Source organism: Novosphingobium sp. TK71 (genome assembly GCF_055361505.1).
Genome location: NZ_JBSZKA010000001.1, coordinates 2,192,799 through 2,211,777, shown reverse-complemented (window position 1 = coordinate 2,211,777; position 18,979 = coordinate 2,192,799). Strand labels below are relative to the sequence as shown.

General features: G+C 66.0%; 18 protein-coding genes. 11 read left to right on the top strand and 7 right to left on the bottom strand.

Features of this window, described 5'->3' with window-relative positions; all coding sequences use genetic code 11:
* Positions 1 to 34 precede the first annotated feature (34 nt).
* Positions 35 to 1,060, top strand: coding sequence for a bile acid:sodium symporter family protein (locus ACXJ16_RS25530; RefSeq protein ID WP_463922518.1), 1,026 nt, complete (start codon positions 35 to 37; stop codon positions 1,058 to 1,060).
* Here the strand turns inward: ACXJ16_RS25530 and ACXJ16_RS25525 are convergent.
* The 5 genes from ACXJ16_RS25525 to ACXJ16_RS25505 are packed head-to-tail and all read right to left on the bottom strand — an operon-like array spanning position 1,017 to position 4,997.
* Positions 1,017 to 1,934, bottom strand: coding sequence for a hypothetical protein (locus ACXJ16_RS25525; RefSeq protein WP_324699266.1), 918 nt, complete (start codon positions 1,932 to 1,934; stop codon positions 1,017 to 1,019). The genes ACXJ16_RS25530 and ACXJ16_RS25525 overlap by 44 nt on opposite strands.
* Positions 1,931 to 3,268: a lipopolysaccharide biosynthesis protein gene (locus tag ACXJ16_RS25520; RefSeq protein ID WP_186000084.1), complete on the bottom strand. Its 1,338-nt coding sequence runs from the start codon at positions 3,266 to 3,268 to the stop codon at positions 1,931 to 1,933. The genes ACXJ16_RS25525 and ACXJ16_RS25520 overlap by 4 nt, the downstream gene beginning before the upstream one ends.
* 14 nt (positions 3,269 to 3,282) lie before the next feature.
* Positions 3,283 to 4,008, bottom strand: a complete 726-nt coding sequence (locus ACXJ16_RS25515; RefSeq protein ID WP_463922517.1) for a nucleoside/nucleotide kinase family protein — start codon at positions 4,006 to 4,008, stop codon at positions 3,283 to 3,285.
* 34 nt (positions 4,009 to 4,042) lie between these two features.
* A complete protein-coding gene (locus tag ACXJ16_RS25510; protein WP_197283013.1) occupies positions 4,043 to 4,816 on the bottom strand; it encodes a nucleoside/nucleotide kinase family protein in 774 nt (257 codons plus the stop codon).
* A 7-nt stretch (positions 4,817 to 4,823) separates the two neighbouring features.
* On the bottom strand, positions 4,824 to 4,997 hold the full coding sequence (locus tag ACXJ16_RS25505) for a hypothetical protein (protein ID WP_165913286.1): 174 nt from the start codon (positions 4,995 to 4,997) through the stop codon (positions 4,824 to 4,826).
* 55 nt (positions 4,998 to 5,052) lie between these two features.
* Here ACXJ16_RS25505 and ACXJ16_RS25500 point away from each other — a divergent pair, with 55 nt between their 5' ends.
* The 3 genes from ACXJ16_RS25500 (at position 5,053) to ACXJ16_RS25490 (ending at position 7,558) form a co-directional block, all read left to right on the top strand.
* The gene (locus tag ACXJ16_RS25500; protein WP_054437353.1) at positions 5,053 to 5,721 is read left to right on the top strand and encodes a response regulator transcription factor; all 669 of its coding nucleotides are present in this window, start codon (positions 5,053 to 5,055) and stop codon (positions 5,719 to 5,721) included.
* A complete protein-coding gene (locus ACXJ16_RS25495; RefSeq protein ID WP_463922515.1) occupies positions 5,718 to 7,091 on the top strand; it encodes a sensor histidine kinase in 1,374 nt (457 codons plus the stop codon). Before ACXJ16_RS25500 ends, ACXJ16_RS25495 begins: the two co-directional genes overlap by 4 nt.
* Positions 7,092 to 7,246: 155 nt before the next feature.
* Complete coding sequence (locus tag ACXJ16_RS25490; protein WP_132469519.1) at positions 7,247 to 7,558, top strand: hypothetical protein; 312 nt, start codon at positions 7,247 to 7,249, stop codon at positions 7,556 to 7,558.
* A 96-nt stretch (positions 7,559 to 7,654) separates the two neighbouring features.
* Here the strand turns inward: ACXJ16_RS25490 and ACXJ16_RS25485 are convergent, their stop codons facing one another.
* Positions 7,655 to 8,338 carry a murein L,D-transpeptidase catalytic domain family protein gene (locus ACXJ16_RS25485; protein ID WP_292636526.1) on the bottom strand — a complete coding sequence of 228 codons (684 nt, stop codon included), beginning with the start codon at positions 8,336 to 8,338 and terminating at the stop codon, positions 7,655 to 7,657.
* A gap of 129 nt (positions 8,339 to 8,467) precedes the next feature.
* On the opposite strand from ACXJ16_RS25485, the gene ACXJ16_RS25480 reads away from it, so the two are divergent.
* Complete coding sequence (locus tag ACXJ16_RS25480) at positions 8,468 to 8,920, top strand: hypothetical protein (RefSeq protein WP_054437358.1); 453 nt, start codon at positions 8,468 to 8,470, stop codon at positions 8,918 to 8,920.
* A gap of 142 nt (positions 8,921 to 9,062) precedes the next feature.
* Positions 9,063 to 10,388 (top strand): replication-associated recombination protein A, encoded by a 1,326-nt coding sequence (locus tag ACXJ16_RS25475; protein WP_054437420.1) that lies wholly within the window; start codon positions 9,063 to 9,065, stop codon positions 10,386 to 10,388.
* 7 nt (positions 10,389 to 10,395) lie between these two features.
* On the opposite strand, the gene ACXJ16_RS25470 is transcribed toward ACXJ16_RS25475, so the two are convergent.
* Complete coding sequence (locus tag ACXJ16_RS25470) at positions 10,396 to 13,233, bottom strand: PAS domain-containing hybrid sensor histidine kinase/response regulator (protein WP_463923316.1); 2,838 nt, start codon at positions 13,231 to 13,233, stop codon at positions 10,396 to 10,398.
* Positions 13,234 to 13,979: 746 nt separating this feature from the next.
* Here ACXJ16_RS25470 and ACXJ16_RS25465 point away from each other — a divergent pair.
* The 5 genes from ACXJ16_RS25465 (at position 13,980) to ACXJ16_RS25445 (ending at position 18,978) form a co-directional block, all read left to right on the top strand.
* Complete coding sequence (locus ACXJ16_RS25465) at positions 13,980 to 14,639, top strand: TetR/AcrR family transcriptional regulator (RefSeq protein ID WP_054437360.1); 660 nt, start codon at positions 13,980 to 13,982, stop codon at positions 14,637 to 14,639.
* A gap of 167 nt (positions 14,640 to 14,806) precedes the next feature.
* The gene (locus ACXJ16_RS25460; protein WP_324699258.1) at positions 14,807 to 15,265 is read left to right on the top strand and encodes a c-type cytochrome; all 459 of its coding nucleotides are present in this window, start codon (positions 14,807 to 14,809) and stop codon (positions 15,263 to 15,265) included.
* A gap of 1 nt (position 15,266) precedes the next feature.
* Positions 15,267 to 16,097, top strand: a complete 831-nt coding sequence (locus tag ACXJ16_RS25455; RefSeq protein ID WP_443478489.1) for a COG4315 family predicted lipoprotein — start codon at positions 15,267 to 15,269, stop codon at positions 16,095 to 16,097.
* Positions 16,094 to 17,290, top strand: a complete 1,197-nt coding sequence (locus ACXJ16_RS25450; protein ID WP_463922514.1) for a hypothetical protein — start codon at positions 16,094 to 16,096, stop codon at positions 17,288 to 17,290. The genes ACXJ16_RS25455 and ACXJ16_RS25450 overlap by 4 nt, the downstream gene beginning before the upstream one ends.
* Complete coding sequence (locus tag ACXJ16_RS25445) at positions 17,287 to 18,978, top strand: DUF1588 domain-containing protein (RefSeq protein WP_463922513.1); 1,692 nt, start codon at positions 17,287 to 17,289, stop codon at positions 18,976 to 18,978. The genes ACXJ16_RS25450 and ACXJ16_RS25445 overlap by 4 nt, the downstream gene beginning before the upstream one ends.
* The last annotated feature ends 1 nt before the right edge of the window (position 18,979 follow it).

The following is an 18,979-nucleotide window of genomic DNA, read 5'->3' as shown; positions in this document are numbered from 1 at the left end:
CCGGGCACTTCGATTCCCATGGAAAGACACGCCCATGACCATGATCCGCAAGGCGCTCTCCCGGCTGCCTGTCGACCGGTTCCTCCTGCTGCTGATCGCCACCGTTGCGCTGGCCGCCCTGCTGCCGGCGCGAGGCAGCGCGGCGGGTCTGGTCGACAAGGGCGTGACCGGCGCCGTGGCGCTGCTCTTCCTGCTTTACGGTGCCCGCCTTGCGCCGCAGGCGATCTGGTCCGGCATGGCCAACTGGCGGTTGCAGGCCCTTGTCTTCGCCAGCACGTTCATCCTGTTTCCGCTGATCGGCCTCGGGGTCGGCCTGATCGCACGGGGCCATCTGCCGAACGATGTCGTCACCGGGCTGCTGTTCCTTTGCCTGCTGCCCTCGACGGTGCAGTCTTCCATCGCCTTCACCTCGATCGCCAGGGGCAACGTTCCCGCCGCGCTGTGCAGCGCGTCAGTTTCGAACCTGCTCGGCGTGGTGATCACCCCGCTCCTTGTCGCCCGCGTCCTGCCTGCCGCTACCGGTGGGTTCTCACCCAAGGCGCTGGAGGACATCGCACTCCAGATCCTGCTGCCGTTCCTGGCCGGGCAGGCGATCCGGCCATGGATCGCCGGCTGGCTGCAACGCCATCCCAGGCTGACGGCAGTGGTGGACCGGGGCTCGGTTCTGGTCGTGGTCTACGCCGCGTTCAGCGCCGGGATGGTCGCGGGAATCTGGAGCCAGCTTTCGGTCCCCGGCCTTGCGGCGATACTCGCCATCGACATCGCCGTGCTCGCGCTGGTCATCGCGCTGACCACGCTCGCCAGCCGCGCGCTTTCCTTCCCGGTGGAGGATGAGATCGCCATCGTCTTCTGCGGGTCGAAAAAGAGCATGGCGGGCGGAATTCCCATGGCCACCATCCTGTTCCCCGGGCACGCGGTGGGCATGATCGTGCTGCCGCTGATGCTGTTCCACCAGGCGCAGCTCTTCGTCTGCGCCACCCTTGCCCGGCGTTATGCGGCGCGGAGCAAGGCTCCGGTCATTCCGCCGGCTCCAGCGAAGGCATGCCCCGCGCCGCAATGACGGCGCCGGTCGGGCTTTCGCCCAGGCAGGCCGCCGTCAGTGCCTCAAGCCGGCGGCCGATATCCTCGGGCAGCGGGAAACGATCCCGGTGATAGTCCCGATGCCCGGCACCCGCCTGTTCGACGAGATCGTCGTGCATGCTGCCCATCAGCCCGTTGATCGCGCTCAGGAAGCGGGACATGCGGTAGAGGTTCTCCTCCGGTTCCAGCGTCCGGCGCGTATCGTAGTAGGAGACCTGCCGGCTGACGATCTTGCGCATGACGTGGAAGGCGTGCCCCGTTACCGGACCGCCCGCCAGGGCCCGGTCCAGCCGCGCGAACTCCCTGCGGCGGAAGGCAAGGAACCCGTCCGCATCGTCAAGCCGCACGCGCCGCAGTTCCCAAAGCACCGCCATCCACACGGGCCGAGCCATCATCAGGCGCAAGGCCATGCCGTAGCCCAGCACGGCAAGGCGCCTGCGGTTGCGGAAGGAATCCTGCAAGTGGCCCATCACCGCCACGGTGGAGCGGAACAGCAGCGGCGCCTTGTGCCTTCGGCCGTAAAGCACCAGCGCGAAACGCAATTGCTTGTAGCGCGCGCGGATATGCTTGTAGCGAACGCGGGCATCCTGCGGCAGGTCGCCCGTCAGCACGAGCGTTCCGGCAAGATCGCGCATGGCACCGCGATCGGTCCCCGCGCGCCAGAATTCCACGCAGAGCGAGAGGCAGCGCCGCATTTCCGCTTCCGTGCAATCCACCGGGATCGGATCGGGCAGGCTGACGACGGGATCGACCACATCGTCCATCTCGACCGCCTCGAACAGCGCCTCCAGCGTTTCGGGCGTAAACACCTCTTCCCGGTTCGTCGCCCGGCTCCTGATGGACCGCACCGTCATGCCTGCGCGCCCTGCGCCATGATATGCGAAAGGCGGTGCCGCTCCCGGTAGGCCCAGAGCGTGGGTATCAGCATGAACAGCGCCTTGAGGCATACCCCGGCGACATAGGCCAGGCCCGCCCCGGTAATGCCGAACATGTGGATCAGCGCGAAAAGAAGCACCGCATAGCCCAGCGCCGCACTGCCCTCCGCCACCAGCGAAGACCGCTGGCGCCCGGCCATGTAGAGCAGGGATTCGAGCGGGAAACTGGCCATCGTCACGATCAGCGAAATGGTCATGAGCTGGAGCAGGTCGTAAGCCTCGACATAGCGCTTGCCGAAAACCAGCCCGATCACCGGCTCGCCGCCGAGGATCACCACCAGCAGGATCAGGAAACCGATCGCGCCGGATATGGTCGCGCTGCGTATCGCCAGCTGCCACGGATGGCGGCTGGTCGGATCAAGACGCATGATCTCGGGATAGAAGCTGCGGGACAGCAGGTCGGCCGGCTTGCTGGCGGAATCGAAGAAGGTCGCCGCAATCTTGAACAGGCCCGCGCTCGTCGGGCCGAGCATGGCGCCGACGATGAGATTGCTCACCGGACCCCACGCCGCCCAGATCGAGTGGGCGAAGTTCGTCGTCCACACGAAGTCCCAGGCCCCGGCAAGGCGGCGGCCGGGACCGAACAGGCCGGGACGCAGCGCACCGCGAATGCCCTTCCGGCGCAGTTCCTGAACTGCCATGAACCACAGGCAGAGGTCGCCAGCGAGATCGGCGATGTACCAGGTGAGCACGAAGCCGGCGAAGCCGAAGTGCCCGAAATAGGAGATCGCACCGCCGACCGCACGCAGCAGCGGGGTCGCCAGTTGCTGCACGGCGATCTGGTCGAACCGGTCCAGCACGCGCAGGATGCCCGTGGGCGTCGCCGCCGTCATCGTCGGGATGAGCGTACAGTAAAGCATCGCTAGCCCGACATCGTCGGCGCCGATGCCGAACCATGCGGCAAGGAACGGCAGCAGGACCAGCCCGCCCGCAAGGCCGACAAGGCCGCTGGCAAGGTCGAGCCCGAATGCGAAGCCGGTCACGTCGCGCAGTTCGTCCACGTCGCCCCGACCCAGCGCCGGGGCGCCGTAGCGCACGATGAACTGCCAGGTCTGGAACTTCACCAGCGCGCCTACGCCATTGGCATAGGAATGGATCAGCACCAGCGTACCGAACAGCGCCGGGCTCATGCCGCGCCCGGCGCAGGCCAGCGCAACGAGGCCGAGCAATGCGGCCACCAGCTTGCTGGAACCGAGGTAGGAGGCATTGCGGACGATGGTGCGGAACACCCCATCGGCAAACCATTGCTTCATGGGCAGGGTCCTGATCACGCCGCGCACTCCTTCAACGGCGATGAGGCAGGCGCCTCGTTCCGGTCAAGGCGCTCCTCGATGGCGGCCTTCGCAAGCGCAAGGACCTCGGCAAGGGGCTGCTCCGCATCGATCTCGACGATGGGAGCGCCCTCGAACATCAGGAGCGGCACGTCCGCGATCTTGCGGGCGAGCGAGGACAGGCGGTGGTCCGGCTTGCGCGCCACCGCCACGTCGAGCGAGACGTTGAGACGGATCACGAGGTCGGGGCGGTTCACCACCATCGCCTCGTAGCGGCGGCGCTCCGAGCGGGCGAGCAAGCCCACGAGACCAGACCGGCCGGCACTGGCAAGTCCCAGCCCGTCCATCGGCCCGGGCACGCCCAATTGCGGAAAACGGTCGGCGATGATGGCATTGCCCTCCCGGCGCAGCCGCATCATCCGGCGGAAACGGCGCACGCGCCGCATCGAAAACGCATAGATCACCAGTGCCGCCAGCAGCCCGGGGCCCTTGTCGGTCTGGGCTTTCCGGGCCTTGGCATGGATCGACTTGTCGAGCTTGCCGCCCAGCAGCGGCAGGCGCGCGATCCGGCGGCCGATATTGCCGGACTGCTTGCCGAGATGACAGATCCGCGCCGGTTGCCGCTCCTCCAGCCAGGCGCGCAGTGCTTCGGTCACGGTCGACTTGCCGGAACCATCGCAACCGATAACGGCGATGAGGGGCGGAAGAGTTGTCTTGTTCATCGTAAGGCCTGAATGAAAGATCGTCGGCAAAGGATCAGCTGTGCAGCCCGTACCGCCGCAGCACGGCGAGAACGGTTTCCAGCACTTCGTGATAGGGGCGGGTCGCATCGACATCGACGATCTGCGCGCCGCCGAAGCGCAGCGTCGGCACGACGGCCAGCTTCTTCTCCAGCATGTCGCGCTGGTGATCGGACTTGCGCGCAAGGGCAGTATCGACATCGACGTTGAGGCGGATCACCACGGTCGGCCGATAGGAGGCCATGTCGTCGTAAAGCGCCCGTTCCCGCGCGGCGAGACGTTCCACCACAGCCGAACCCCTGCGTTTCCACGAAAGCCCGGGGCCATCGAAGCTGCCGGGAACTTCCGCTTGCGGATAGCGGTCGGTAATGACCTGGACGCCGCCCCGGCGGTAGTCGAGCACCTTGCGGAACCGGCGGCCCCGCGCCAGCGAAAAGCCGAACATGGCCAGCGCCGTGGCAAGCCCGGGCAGGCGCTTGTCCGGCCCTTCGTGCGCCTTCTTTGCCTTCCTCGTAAGAAACCGTTCGGCAAGTCGGCCGATCAGCGGGAGTTCGCCGATCCGGCGCCCGAGATCGCCCGTGCCGAGCCCGAGATACATCGACCGCGTGGGAGACTGCCGGTCCAGCAGCGCAACGAGATCGCGCGCAAGCGTGGACTTGCCCGAACCGTCGCAGCCGATCAGGGCCACGCAAGGCGCCAGGACGCCCCGGCTTCGCACCGGCACACTCCCGAAAGCGGATTCGAGGGAGGAATAGGACGCGATCTCTCGCGGGGACTTGTGTATCGTCATGTTTTCGTTAGCCGTTCCTGTCGCCGTCCGCAGCGTTTTCGCTTCCGGAAACGGCGCCTGCGTTCAGGTCGATCAGCGCCCCTAGGCCGCGAAGCTGATGCGAAGCTGATGGCGCAAAAAAGATCTCTCGCGGTTTGACGGGCGGCTGGAAGCTGGCGTAGTCCGGCGTTTCGCGAGCCAAGGCTCAAGCCTTCCGGTCCCGTTGCCGGGCGTTCAATCTCGCTGGGAGCCGTGCCTTGCCCCGCCTGCTGGTTGCGGAAGACGATCTCGATCTCGGCGCCGCGATGAAGCGCGCTCTCGAACTCGACGGATACGTGGTCGATCACTTCATGCGCGGCGACGAGGTTCTCGCCGCCGCCAGCGTCAGCCCCTACGACGTAATCCTGCTCGACATCGGGCTGCCGCAAATGTCCGGCCTCGAAGTGCTCCGGCAGCTTCGCTCTGCCCGCAATACTGCCCCCGTCATCATCATCACCGCGTTCGACCGCACCCAGCACCGCGTCGCCGGGCTCGATGCCGGAGCGGACGACTACGTGGTGAAGCCGGTGGACCTCGAGGAACTCGCCGCGCGCATCCGTTCGCAGCTTCGCCGCAAGGACCGCCGGCAGGATAACAGCGTGAGCATCGGCGACGTCACGCTGGATTTCGCCGGACACGTTGCCTCGCTGGCCGGAGAAGACGTGGCGCTGACCGCCAAGGAATACCGCGTTCTGGCCCTGCTCATGCGGCGCAGCCGGCGTTTCGTGTCCAAGGCCGATCTCGAGGGCGAGCTTTACGACCAGGATCACTGGGTCGAATCGAATACGGTCGAAGTCGCCATCTCCTCCCTGCGGCGCAAGTTCGGGCGCGATTTCATCCGGACGGCGCGCGGCCTCGGCTACATGGTGGGGGGGCAGGAGACGTGAGGCGGTCCTCGCTCTCCACCCGGCTCTATCGCCGCGTGCTCCTGCTACTGGCGCTGACCGGACTGGGGATGGGCACCGTAATCTACACCGTGGCCAACCGGGAGATCGGCCGCGCATCCGACGCCCAGCTCGTGAACGCCTCCCGCCTGCTCTACATGATGATGCAGGACGAATTGACAGCAGGCGTGCTGGCCGCGCGGGGAACGGGGCTGGCGGACGACGATCCGCTGCTCTCGCCCGAAGAGCGCAAGGCGTTCCACGCATCGTACGACTGGTGCATGTTCGCGGTGTTCTGGGATGGCAGGCCGGTTGCCCAGTCCGGCTGGGGAGCGCCGGTCAGCCAGGTTCCCCGAGCCGCAGGGCTCCACGATTTCACCGCGGTCGGCGATCGCTGGCGCAGCTATGGCCTGCCCGGCCGCGACCCCCGCCTGCTCGTCGTCGTGGCAGAACGGGACGCCATGCGCGAATTCTCGATGGTGCCGGTCCTGCGCAAGCTGGCGCTGCCGCTGATCCTGCTGATCGGCGCGGGCATGGTGGTTCTCTGGTGGACCCTTCGCAAGAGCCTTTCTGAAGTGGAACGGCTGGCTTCCACACTCAATGCGCGCTCGCTCGCCGATCTCACGCCGCTGGTGCCGGATGACTGGTCGCGCGATCTCGGGCCGCTGATCATAGCGCTCAACAAGCTCTTCTCGCGGCTCGATCAGGCTTACGAACTGGAGCAGGCCTTCACCGACGACGTTGCCCACGAACTGCGCACCCCGCTCGCGGCGATCCGCGCGCAGGCGCAGATCCTGCGCAAGACCGCGCCCGCCGAACTGCGGGACGATACGGGACGGCTGCTGGGCGTCGTGGACCGGGCGAACGACCTGATAGACGGGATGCTCACGCTCGCCCGGCTCAACGCCACGGCAGTTTCAAGCCGCTCGGTCGATGTCCATGCGCTCGTGGCCGATGTCGTGGCGGAAACCCTGCTGCACCTGCCCGCCGATGCGATGGAATTCACGGTCACGCCCGATCACATCGTCCGCTGGCGGTGTGATGCGGCCTCGCTCCAGATCGCGCTGTCCGCCGTGATCGAGAATGGCGTGCGCCATGCCCGCGATGGTGGCCAAATCGACATTGCAATCGTGCGCGGCGCGGATCGGCTGGTGGTAACCGTGGGGGACCGGGGCGACGGCGTTCCAGCTGCGGATCGCGAACGCCTGCTCCGCCGATTCGAACGCGGTTCTTCGGCATTTCCCGGCAGCGGCCTTGGCTTGTCGATCGCGGTGAAGGCGATGAACCTTGCCGGCGGATCGATCCGGCTGGAGGACCGGCAGGACGGCCCAGGCCTGCTCGTCATCCTCACCCTTCCCGCCGCTTCGGAGTAGATGCCGCGCGCCCGGCACAAGAGGCGTTTACTGACCAACTCCTGCCGCACCGGCGGATTTCCGCAAAAATGTGCAACGAGACACACGGTACAGCGTTCTTTATGGGCGCTGAAGTGATATTATCCGTTTTGGCAGTAATCAGCACGGGGACACGAATGCCCAAAGACGCAACGGTTTATTCGATCGATTCCACTAACGCACGGACCGCCGCGTCCAGAACGCCTTTAACCGATCAACTCAGTGCAATTCTCGCCCAGTTAAGTGAAGCCATGGTCGAAGCCGATGATATATCGCTCGATTTCAAGGGAAAACTTATGGTTCACCTCGATGTAAAGCGGGGCGAGGACCTTCCCTTGGTCGAAGCGAAGCTTTCCGCCCTGGGTGACGGCATGTTCTCGCAGGTCAGCCGCGGCGCAACGCCGCATCATCCTTTTTCGCACCGCGTGACGGCGCTCGTCACGATCTGACGCGAAAACGCCGCAGGGCTGCGCCGATCGGCGAACGCGCCGGTCGGCCTCGGGGATGCGCTGAACTCCCTTGGTGTGCGTTACCCCTGTGGGAAATCAGCCGAGCTTGGCGGCGTAGATCAGGCGTCCTTCGCCGAGATGGTCGAACGCGCGGTTAAGCAGGCTGTCCCCCACCGCAAGGCAGCCCTGGCTGCGGCCAAGCTTGCCATGCGCACCGATCATGTTCGGTTCGGCATACCAGGCCCCGTGGACAACGATCGCGCGTTCGAGCGCATTGCTGTTGGTGGGATCAAGACCGACAAGCCGCTGTGAACGACCGTGCGCGCCAAAATAATAGTCCGAAGTCAGGAACGCGCCTTCGCTGCTCGCGTTTGACCCGGGCCGGTTCGAAAAACGCTGAAGCCAGCCGGTATGGGCGGGATCGGACCCGCTGCCATGCGCGACATGCAGCGACGTGACCTTGCGGTTTTCAAGGTCAACCAGATGGAGACGCGGCTGCGAGGACGATGCCGAGAAATCGACGATGCCGATTCGGTCTCCCTTCACGCGCCCGCCATGCCGGTTCAGCGCCGCCATGGCGGCATCGAACAGCGGCGCTGCGACCGTTTCGGGTTGATAGGGCCCACGCGGCACGGGAAGCGCCGCAGGTGCGACGGGGGCCACGGAACCCGGGCGCGGAAGCACCAGCGAAGGGGCACGCGGCCTTTCCGGAATCGCGGTGGCAATGGCGCGGGCGGCAGAGGAGGAGGTCGCTGCGAACGCGGTCGCTGCAACGATCATGTTTCGGCGGCTGAATTTCATATCCACCTCGCCATATAGCGATTCTGTCGACAAAGTCTTGGCCAGTTTCGCATCCATCGTCACAAGCTGTTGCCCAGCCACCCCAAGGCGAGAAGGGAAGGATACATCATGACGGCAGGGCGTTCCGCACATCTTTCGAGTGAGGATTATCGCCAGGCGATTGCCCTCATCATTCGCAACATCCAGAAATCCGGGGAATTATCCGATGGCCAACTGGCTACCCGTCTGGATTGCTCGAACGGTACGATCCGCAATGCGCGCAGCCGCGCCACCAGCCTGGATCCGCTGATCCTGGCCCGGATCGAACGCGAATTCGGCCCGGGCGCCATCGACCCTTTCCTCTCGCTCGCGCAAGTTCGCGCGGTTCCGCTGGCCACCGCCCGCCCGCAGATGGACCCGGTCCTCGCCATCGTCGAGGCGCTGCACCGAATCGTCGAGGCCCAGTCGGTGGACAGTGACGGCGGGTCGCGGATCACGCCGGTGGAACTGCGAAAAATCATCGAGGAACTGCGCCACGGCCGCTCCGCGCTCGACGCGCTGATCGCACGCGCCGAGGCCTGAAGGCTGTCCCGACGGGGACGGTTCTTCAGGACAGGAGCGGTTCGTTTCAAGCGCCATCCCGCCATTCTTGCCATGGCCAGCCATCGCTCTATGAGGCGAAACCGCTAGCGCATGTGCCGAATACCCGGCGGATCGAGGGATGATGAGCGACCTGTTCGATACTGGAACCCGCCCGGGCCGGGTGCCGCTGGCAGCGCTGCTGCGACCGGCGACGCTTGACGAGGTGATCGGCCAGGAAGCGGTTGTCGGCCCCGGTTCGATCCTGCGGCGCCGGATCGCGGCGCGATCGCTGGGCAGCGTCATTCTCTATGGCCCGCCCGGCATCGGCAAGACCTCGATCGCGCGGGCCGTGGGCGCGATGCTGGGCAAGGAATTCCGCCCGCTCAACGCCACGCGCGCGGGTGTCTCCGACTTGCGCCGGATCGCCGACGAAGCGCGGATCAAGCCGGTGCTGATCTTCGTGGACGAGGTTCAGAGGTTCTCCGCAACGCAGGCGGACGATCTGTTGGCACTCTGCGAGGACGGCGTGGCCGACTTCATCGGCGCCACCACCGGCAATCCCTATCACGTCCTCACCCCGGCGCTGGTTTCCCGTTCGACTATCCTCAAGCTGGAGCCGCTCAGCATCGAGGAGATGGAGCGGGTGGTCCAGCGCGGGATCGACCATCTCGCGGGTGAAGGCATCGAAGTGTCGATGACGCCGGAGCAGCGCCGCATGGTCGCCGGGCGTTCCGGCGGCGATGCCCGCCGCGCGCTGACGACGCTCGAAAGCCTGGCGGTGGGGCACGAAGCGGATGGCCCGCTGCGGATCACGGACGAGATGCTGACGGAAGCCTATGTCTCCGCTCCGATCAACCACGACCGTTCCGGCGATGCCCATTACGACATCGTTTCGGCCTTCATCAAATCGATGCGGGGTTCGGACCCCGACGCCACGCTCTACTGGCTCGCGCGCCTGATCCACGGCGGCGAGGATCCCCGTTTCATCGCACGGCGGATCATGATCCATGCGTCCGAGGACGTCGGCCTGGCCGACAATACCGCCCTCCAGACCGCCGTTGCCGCAGCGCAGGCGGTGGAAAAGATCGGCTATCCCGAGGCCCAGATCGTCCTCGCCCATGCCGCGCTGCACATCGCCCGTGCACCGAAATCGGGCTCGGTCACGCGCGGAATATCGCAGGCTCTGCATTTCGTCGGCTCGCAGCCGCCCGCAAGCGTGCCCCTTCATCTGCGCGATGCCCATTACAAGGGCGCCGCCGCCCTGGGCCATGTCGGCTACAGGTTCCCGCATGACGACCCGAGGGGCTGGGTCGAACAGGAATATGCGCCGGGCCTCGCCAGAGGCGCATTCTATCAGAGCGACGCGCGTAGCGCCCCCACCTTCGAGCGCCGGGCGGACGAATACTGGACCCGCACCACCGGTACGCCGCAGCCCCGCCGCCTTCCCGGCGACGATCCATCGGCCTGACAGGCGTTCACCCCCCCACGAGTTCCCGGATGCGGGCGGTGAGGGTTTCGACCGCGAAGGGCTTGGTCAGCACTCTCATCCCGGGTTCGAGATAACCGTTGCCGATCACGGAATTCTCTGCATAGCCGGTGATGAACAGCACTTTCAGGTCCGGGCGCACCACCCTGCCAGCGTCCGCCATCTGACGGCCGTTCATCCCGCCCGGAAGGCCGACGTCGCTCACCAGCAGGTCGATCCGCACATCGGACTGGAGCACCTTCAGACCGGCGGCACTGTCCGCCGCCTCGATCACGGTATAGCCAAGGTCTTCCAGCACGTCGGTAATCAGCATCCGCACGCTGGGCTCGTCATCGACGAGCAGCACGGTCTCGCCCGCCTCTGCGCCTGGCAGCGGGGATTCGACAGCGCTGCCGCCCTCTTCCACCGCATCACCGTAATGGCGGGGAAGATAGATGCAGACGGTGGTTCCCTCTCCCACCTCGGAGTATATCCGCACTTGTCCGCCCGATTGCTTGGCGAAGCCATAGATCATCGATAGACCAAGCCCGGTGCCTTGCCCGATCGGCTTGGTGGTGAAGAACGGGTCGAACGCCTTGGCGATCACGTCAGGCGTCATGCCGGTGCCGGTGTCCGTGACGCATAGCGAAAGATACTGGCCTTCGGGCATGTCATGCGTGCGCGCGCCATTGCGGTCGAGCCACTTGTTCGCCGTCTCGATAGTGATCCTGCCGCCATCCGGCATCGCATCGCGAGCATTGATGCAGAGGTTGAGGACCGCGTTCTCGAGCTGGCTCGGGTCTACCAGCGTCAGCCACAGCCCGGCTGCCCCCACCGTTTCAACCGCGATCGACGGCCCGACCGTGCGCTGGATGAGATCGGTCAGCCCGCTGACCAGGGCGTTCACGCTGGTCGGCCGGGGATCGAGCGTCTGGCGGCGAGAGAAAGCCAGCAGCCGGTGCGTGAGCGCGGCGGCACGCCGCACCGAGCCCTGCGCCGCCACCACATATTTGTCCACGTCGGCAAGGCGCCCCTGCTTGAGGCGGATTCCGACCATTTCCAGCCCGCCGGAAACGCCGGCCAGCAGGTTGTTGAAATCATGGGCGAGGCCGCCCGTGAGTTGCCCAACGGCCTCCATCTTCTGAGACTGGCGCAGTTGTTCCTCCGCCTTCATCAGTTCGGCCGAACGCTCGGCGACGCGCTGCTCAAGCGTTTCGTTCAACGCGCGCAGCGCCGCTGCGGCCCGGTCGCGCTCTTCCTCCACAGCGCGGCGCTGATCCACATCGAGCAGGACCCCCGGGAAGCTCAGCGGCGTGCCATCCGGCGCGTGATCGACCCGCCCGTTCGCTTCGATCCAGTAGTAGTGGCCATCGCTGCGCCGCACGCGGTACTGATGCGCATAGCCGCCGCCACGCGCGATCGCATCGCCGATGGCCTCGGCAAATCCGGCCCGGTCGTCAGGATGAACGGTAGCGGCCACTTGATCGAGGCTGAGCCCTTCGCGCGCCAGTTCCGGGTCCAGACCGACCGCGCGGGCGAACGGTTCGTCCACCGTGAAGCGGTCCGTCGGCAAGTCCCATAACCAGGTTCCGATGATCGCGCCCGCAGACAGCGCAAGCTGAACGCGTTCGATGTTCTCGCGCGCTAGTGCCTCGCTGGCCCGCATGGCCTGCTCGGCCCGCCTGCGCGCCTCGATATCGCGGAACAGCACGGACACCTGCTTGCGTTCCGGCGGCTCGACCCGCGCCGCCGAGACTTCGATGTGCCGCCCCGCCGCCGCGAAATATCGCTCGAAGCGCACGGGCTCGCCGGTCTCCAACACCCTGCCGTAAAGCTCCAGCCAGCCGTCCGCGCCGGTCGGGTCCACTTCGCGAAGCGTCATGCCCACCACGCCGGAAATGCCGGAGTGGCGCTCGTATCCGGGATTGGCCTCGACATGGACATAGTCGCTCATCGGGCCATGGGGGCCGTCGATGAACTCGATGATGCAGAAACCGTCGTCGATGGCTTCGAACAGGGCGCGGTACCGGTCCTCGCTGCGTCCCAGCGCAGCGATCGCCTGCCGCTTCGCGGTAATATCGCGCGCCACGCCCACAAAGCGAAGCGGCACACCGGCATCATCGAACTCCATGACACCCTTGCGGGTAATCCAGCGCACATCCTCGCCTTCGGCCGCGCGCACGCGGTACTCCACTTCGCCCGAAGCCTCGCCGCGACTGCGCGATGCGGCCGTGGATGCGAGATGACGGTCTTGCGGCACGATCCGCGTCTCGATCACCGAGGCGGGATAGCGGTCCTGCACCGGCATTCCATAGAGACGGCAGAACTCGGGCGTGGGGATCAGCACATCCTCGGCGATCTCGACGGTGAAGAGGCCGATGCCTCCTGCCTCCTGCGCCTGCCGCAACCGCGTCTCGGCGGTAGCCAGATGCTGCGCGGCAAGGTGCTCCTCGGTCCGGTCCCTCAGAACCTTGACATAGCCGATGTGCCGTCCGGCCTCATCGCGCAGGGGCGACATCTCGCCGCTTCCCCAGAAACGTTCGCCGCCGCGTCTTTGATGCCAGCGCTCGTCCGAACCGCCGCCCTTGGTCGCCGCGTCGGCCATCTCGCGCTCCGGTACGCCGGCCTCGCGGTCCTCATCCGTGAAAACAGTCGCGATGGGCTGGCCCACGATCTCCCTCTCAGACCAGCCGAACAGGCTCTCGGCCCCGGCGCTCCAGTCGGTGATCATGCCCTGAAGGTCGGTCACGACGATTCCGAAATCGCGCGCACTGTCGACGATGGCGCGATGGCGCGCCCGTTCGCCGTCGGCCTCGATCGCGGCTCGGCGCAGTTCCAGCGCGGTCATCGTTTGCCTTGCCAGCACCCGTAGCGCCTGCTCCTGCACCTCGTCCAGCGCCCGGGGCTCATAGTCGAGCACGCAGAGCGTTCCGATCGGCAGCCCCTCCCCGGTCTTGAGCAGGGCGGCCGCATAGAACCGCAAGTGCGGCTCCCCCGTGACAAGGGGATTGCACTCGAACCTGGCGTCTCGCCGCGCATCGGGAACGAGGAGAAAGTCCTCTTCCAGCAGGGCCTTGGCGCAGAACGAGGTTTCCAGCGGGGTTTCCCGGACCCCAAGCCCGACCTCGGCCTTGAAGAACTGGCGCCCATCGCCGATGAAATTGACGACCGCGATCGGCGTCCCGCAGATCGCCGCCGCCAGGGACGCCATTTCATCGAACGCCTGTTCGCGGGGGCTATCGAGCACATCGTACCGGGCCAGAGCCGCCAGACGCATCAACTCTTGATCGGCAACTTCGTTCATGCGGCGTGGCTCTGGCGGTCCTTAGAGATAGGTAAAGTCGGGTCGTCGGCGCGCGATGTCCAATCGGCATCCGCAGGAAAACCTGCGGAAGGCCTGCTGGTTTCATCTCCGGCATAAAAACACGGCCCGAGGACCGAACGGCGGCATACCGCAAAAATCCATCCGTTCCCCATGACTTGAACGAAGGAGGATCGTCCGGCAATGCTCCTCAACCGAAGATTACCGGAATGTCGCTCGCGGCATGCCGGTTTAGGTGGTATCGATCATAAAAGAACCCAGGCCCGGAAAAAATGTCTTCCACTGCCGCTGCGAGCGCTAAAGATTCAAAGGCCCGCCCTACGGGCCGAGGCAGGCCCTCGCGCCAACAATCCGCCGCGATCACCGATGCGATCATCCAGACCGCAACCGCGCTCTTCCTCAAGGAGGGCTTTGACGGCACCTCGATGGAAGCGGTGGCCCATGCCACGCAGATCCCCAAGACCACGCTTTACAAGCGTTACCCCGACAAGCTGGCGCTTCTGAACGCCGTGCTCGTCGCGCGGGTGGCGTCCTGGTCCGAAGTGACCTCGCGCGACAATGCACGTCTCGGCAACGATCTGCGCCAGCGTCTCATCCAGCACACCTCGACGATGCTGCTCTGGACCACCAAACCCGAAGTGCGCGCCTTCAGGCGGCTGGCGCTGAATGCCTTCGGCAGATCCGAAGGATCGATCACAGATTTCTTCGGATATACCGAAATGGTGGCTTATCTGGTCGCGGAGATCCGCGTCTACGGTCCGCCTTCGGGGATCGAGGCCAAGGCCCCGGAACGCATCGCGCAGGCCATAATGGCGATGGTAATCGGCTGGGTGAACACCCGCGCCGCCACCGGCCCGGTCACCGCGGCGGATGCCCGCGCGCAGGCACAGTTCATCATCGACGTGCTGATCGACGGGCACGCCCGCTGGTAAGGCCGATCGCCCGCTGCCCGTAGACCTGCACCGTTTAAGCCTCCTCCGAACGGCGCATTTCCGCCATTTTCGAACCATGGGCAAAAACTACGCAAAGTCGCGATTGACTAGTTCAAATTTTGAATCAATATTCTCTCCATAACAGAAAACAGTTGGGAGAAACTCCGATGAACGCCCTATGGCGCATTGGCGCGGTGGCTTTGGCGACAGCGGCGGTTGCCACGCCGCTGCTGGCTGCACCGGCCGACACGGTCCGCTCGCGCATCGCAGGTTACCGGGAACTCGGCGCGGCGTTCAAGGCAGTGAACGACGGCCTGCGAGGCGGCGAAGTGCAGACCGTGCTGATCGCCCAATCCGCTCGGGAAATCCGCAATGCCTCTCGCGGCCAGTACGAATGGTTTCCGGCCGGGAGCGGGCCGCAATCGGGCGCCAAAACCCGCGCCAAGGGCGAGATCTGGGCTCAGCCCGCCAAATTCAGGACCGCGCAGGACGCTTTCGCCAAGGCTGCCGACGATTTCCAGCGCGCGGTCGCCGGGAAGGACGTCGCGGCAATACGCACGGGCGCACAGAAACTTGGAGCTACGTGCAAGGGCTGCCATGACAGCTTCCGCGCGCCGGAGAGCTGAGATGGCGCCTCGCATCGCCTGCGGGCTCGCGATCGCGCTGCTTGCATTCGGCGCGGCGCCGACAGTTCATGCCCAGCCCGCCGACCTTCCGATTGCTCCCGCGGACGGTACGCCCTTGCCCAAGGGGGTGCGGGTGAAGAAGTCAGCGGACGGCAGTGTCTATGCAGATGCCCGCGGCCATACGCTTTATGGAATGGACATGCGCACCGTCCTGCGCTGGGCACCCGATCCCGCCCGCTTCTGCGCGCAGGACTGCACGCGCGAATGGGCACCCCTGCTCGCGCCGCGGGGAACCAAGCCGAACATCCGCTATCCGATGGGTTTCGAAAAAGCGGCAGAAATGCCCCCCGCCGAGGATCAGATCACCGATCCCCGCAAGGCGCCCGACTGGACAGTGATCGAGGGCGCCGCAGGTCCGCAATGGGTCTACAAGGGGTGGCATCTCGTCTTCACCCGGCGCGCGGCAGGCGGCAGCGCGCCGCCGCCGGACGACATGACGTGGAACACGCTCAAGTTCGTGCCGGCCCCACCGCGCATCGCCGCGCCGGGCCTTGTCGCCACCGCCTACTTCGGCGGCGCCTATGCCCTTACGGACCGGGACGGCCACGTCCTGTTCACCGGGCACTGCGCCGCGCCCTGCGCATGGCGCCCGCTTCCTGCGCCAATGGCCAGCGGCGGCTTGGGCGACTGGAAGGTCAGCCTTTCCGGCGACCGCGCGGAATGGACGTTCAAGGGTCAGCAGGTTTTCGTGAGCGAGGAATCCGATCCGCATGCCATCCCGCGCGGGGGCCGGATTCTGAGGCCGCAGACCAGCAGCGGAGAGAACCGATGAAACATGCGACGTCAAGGCGCGCGCCGCTCCTCTGTACCGCAGCGCTGGCCTCCATCGCCGCGATCGGCATGGCCGCAGCCAGCATGTTGCAAGGCCCGGCCCTGGCGGAGGCTGTGCCGGCAAACCTGCCAGCTCCCCCACCGGGCGGCGTAATGGGCTTCGTGGTGCAGGACTTCGTTCCGCCGGTGATCCAGGGCAGTGACGCCTGCCCGAGCGGGGTGAGCCCCAAGATCCGGGAAGCCTATCTGGAATCGCTCCCGCCCGAGGAACATGCCCGGCTGGAACGCAAGGAAAACGAGCCGGAGTTGACCAGGCGCTGGCAGGCAACGGTGTTCGGCCCCGGCGGCACCAACATCTGTTCGCAACCGGACCAGTTCGACCGCCCGCTGCTACGCACCGTGCAAAGCATCCATGCCGGCGGCGTGGATCTGGACAATGACGCGCCCGGAGAAAGCTGCGCGCACGAGGAGTTCACTGCTCCCGACGGGCGAACCGGCATCGACAACCAGGAATACCGCGTCATGGGCTGCACCCTCGAATGGCGCGGGAAGGACGGCATCGGCGGCGATCAGCTTACCGGAATGCGTCAGTTCCATGCCTCCGGCGAATGGACGCAGGTGATCCTCCTGCGCGGTGTCGACAGTCTGGAGCATGACGAGGACGTGGAAGTGATCTACGCCAACACGTCGGACCGTCCCCAGCTCGACAATCGCGGCAATTTCCTGCCCGGCTACAGCTTCACCGTTTCCGACAAGGCGCCCCGGCACCGCAACGTCCTGCGCGGCCGCATAGAGAACGGGGTGCTGACCACCGAACCGCGCGACATCAGGCTGGCCCAGACCTGGGGCCAGGGCGGCGCCCGCGATATTCGCGGCGCCCGCACCGTTTACGATTTCCGCCATGCCAAGCTTCGCCTGGTCTTCCAGCCCGACGGGTCGCTGCGCGGGCTGGTCGGCGGATACCGGCCGGTGTTCGACGTGATCCAGAGCCCTGCGATCGGGGGTGCCGGCGCAGCGCTCGCCGCCGGCATCGATTGCGCGGGAACGCTCAAGACCCTCCGCAAATATGCCGACGGCATTCGCGATCCGAAGACGGGCAAGTGCTCCGGCGTCTCCAGCGCCATGGACCTGCGCGCCGTACCCGCCTTCGTGAACGACGTGCCATCCCCTGCTGCCGGGAGCCATGCCCTGTGACCCTCTTTCGCATAGCGCCGCTGGCGATCGCCGCGGCCACCCTTGCCGGTGTGGTCTCGCTGGCAGGCACGGCATCGACATCCGTGCCTGCCATGGCCGAAGCGAATGCCGCCCAGACCCTGTTGCAGGGCCCTCAGGTCGTTGGCATGCGCAGGCTGACCGAGGCCCAGTACCGCAATACGATCGCGGACATCTTCGGCAGCGACATCCGCGTTGCCGGCCGGTTCGAACCGATCGTCAGGCCTGCGCACCAGTTGATTGCCAGCGGCGCGCGCAGCGCGGCGATCACGCCTGCCGGGCTCGAACAGATGGACGGCATGGCACGCGATATCGCCCGGCAGGTCTTCGATGAGGCACACCGCGCCCAGTTCATGTCCTGCACGCCCGCCGATCCGGCCGCGGCCGATCCCGAATGCGCGCGCCGCATTCTCGCGCCGATCGGACGCCTGCTGTTCCGGCGCCCGCTGACCGTGCAGGAAGAGGCGCTCTACGTGAAGATCGCCGGAGAAGGCGCTGCACCTACGCGCTCCTTCACCAAGGGCCTTGAACTTGCGCTCGGATCGATGCTGGTCTCGCCGTGGTTCCTCTATGTGGTGGAGACGGCGGAGCCCGACCCGGACCATGCTGGCGGAATGCGGCTCGACAACGCCTCGCGCGCCGCGCGCCTCAGTTTCATGTTGTGGAACTCCAGCCCCAACGCCGCTTTGCTCGACGATGCGGCCGGCGGGCGGCTGACCGATCAGGCCCAGCTTGAAAAGGTGGTGACGGCGATGGTCGCCTCGCCCCGCTTCGAACAGGGGCTTCGGGCCTTCTTTTCCGACATGCTGCTGTTCGAGAAGTTCGACGAACTCGCCAAGGACCCGGTGATCTACCCCTATTTCAACCAGGACGTCCTTCAGGCGCTTCCCGAACAGATGCTTCGCACGATCACCACCCAGCTTCTCGATGGCGACGGCGATTACCGGGAACTGTTCACCACCCGAAGGACATGGATGAACCGACCGCTGGGCGCGCTCTACCATGTGCCGGTGAGCAAGTCGCAAGGCTGGGTTCCCTATGAATTCTCGGCCGGTTCGGACCGTTCGGGCCTGCTCGGACTGGCCGGATTCCTCGCCATGTACTCGCACTCCGGCCGCAGTTCTCCGACCTTGCGCGGCCGGGCGATACGCGAGTTGCTGCTCTGCCAGCCGGTGCCGAACCCGCCGGGCAACGTGAACTTCACCGCCGTGCAGGACGTGACCAACAAGGCCATGCCCACTGCCCGCATCCGCCTTGATGCCCACACCACCGACCCCGTATGCGCAGGTTGCCACAAGATCACCGATCCGATCGGCCTGCCGCTGGAGAGGTTCGACGGCATCGGCGCCTTCCGCACCCGCGAGAATGACGCGGCGATCGATGTCGGCGGCTCGTTCGACGAGGCCAGCTTTTCCGGTGCCGACGGCCTGGGCAAGGCCATCGCGGCCAGCCAGGACGCGACGATGTGCGTCACCTCGCGGGCGCTCGAATATGCAACCGGCCGCCCCAGCGAGGACGGCGCGCTCGTTGAAACGCTGGAAAGCCGCTTCGCGGCGGACGGCTACCGCCTGCGCAAGCTGATCGAACGGGTCGCGACAATGCCGCAGGCCTATGAAATTCCGAGCGATCCACTGAAATCCGAGGCCACTCACGTGGCGACAAGACGCTAGC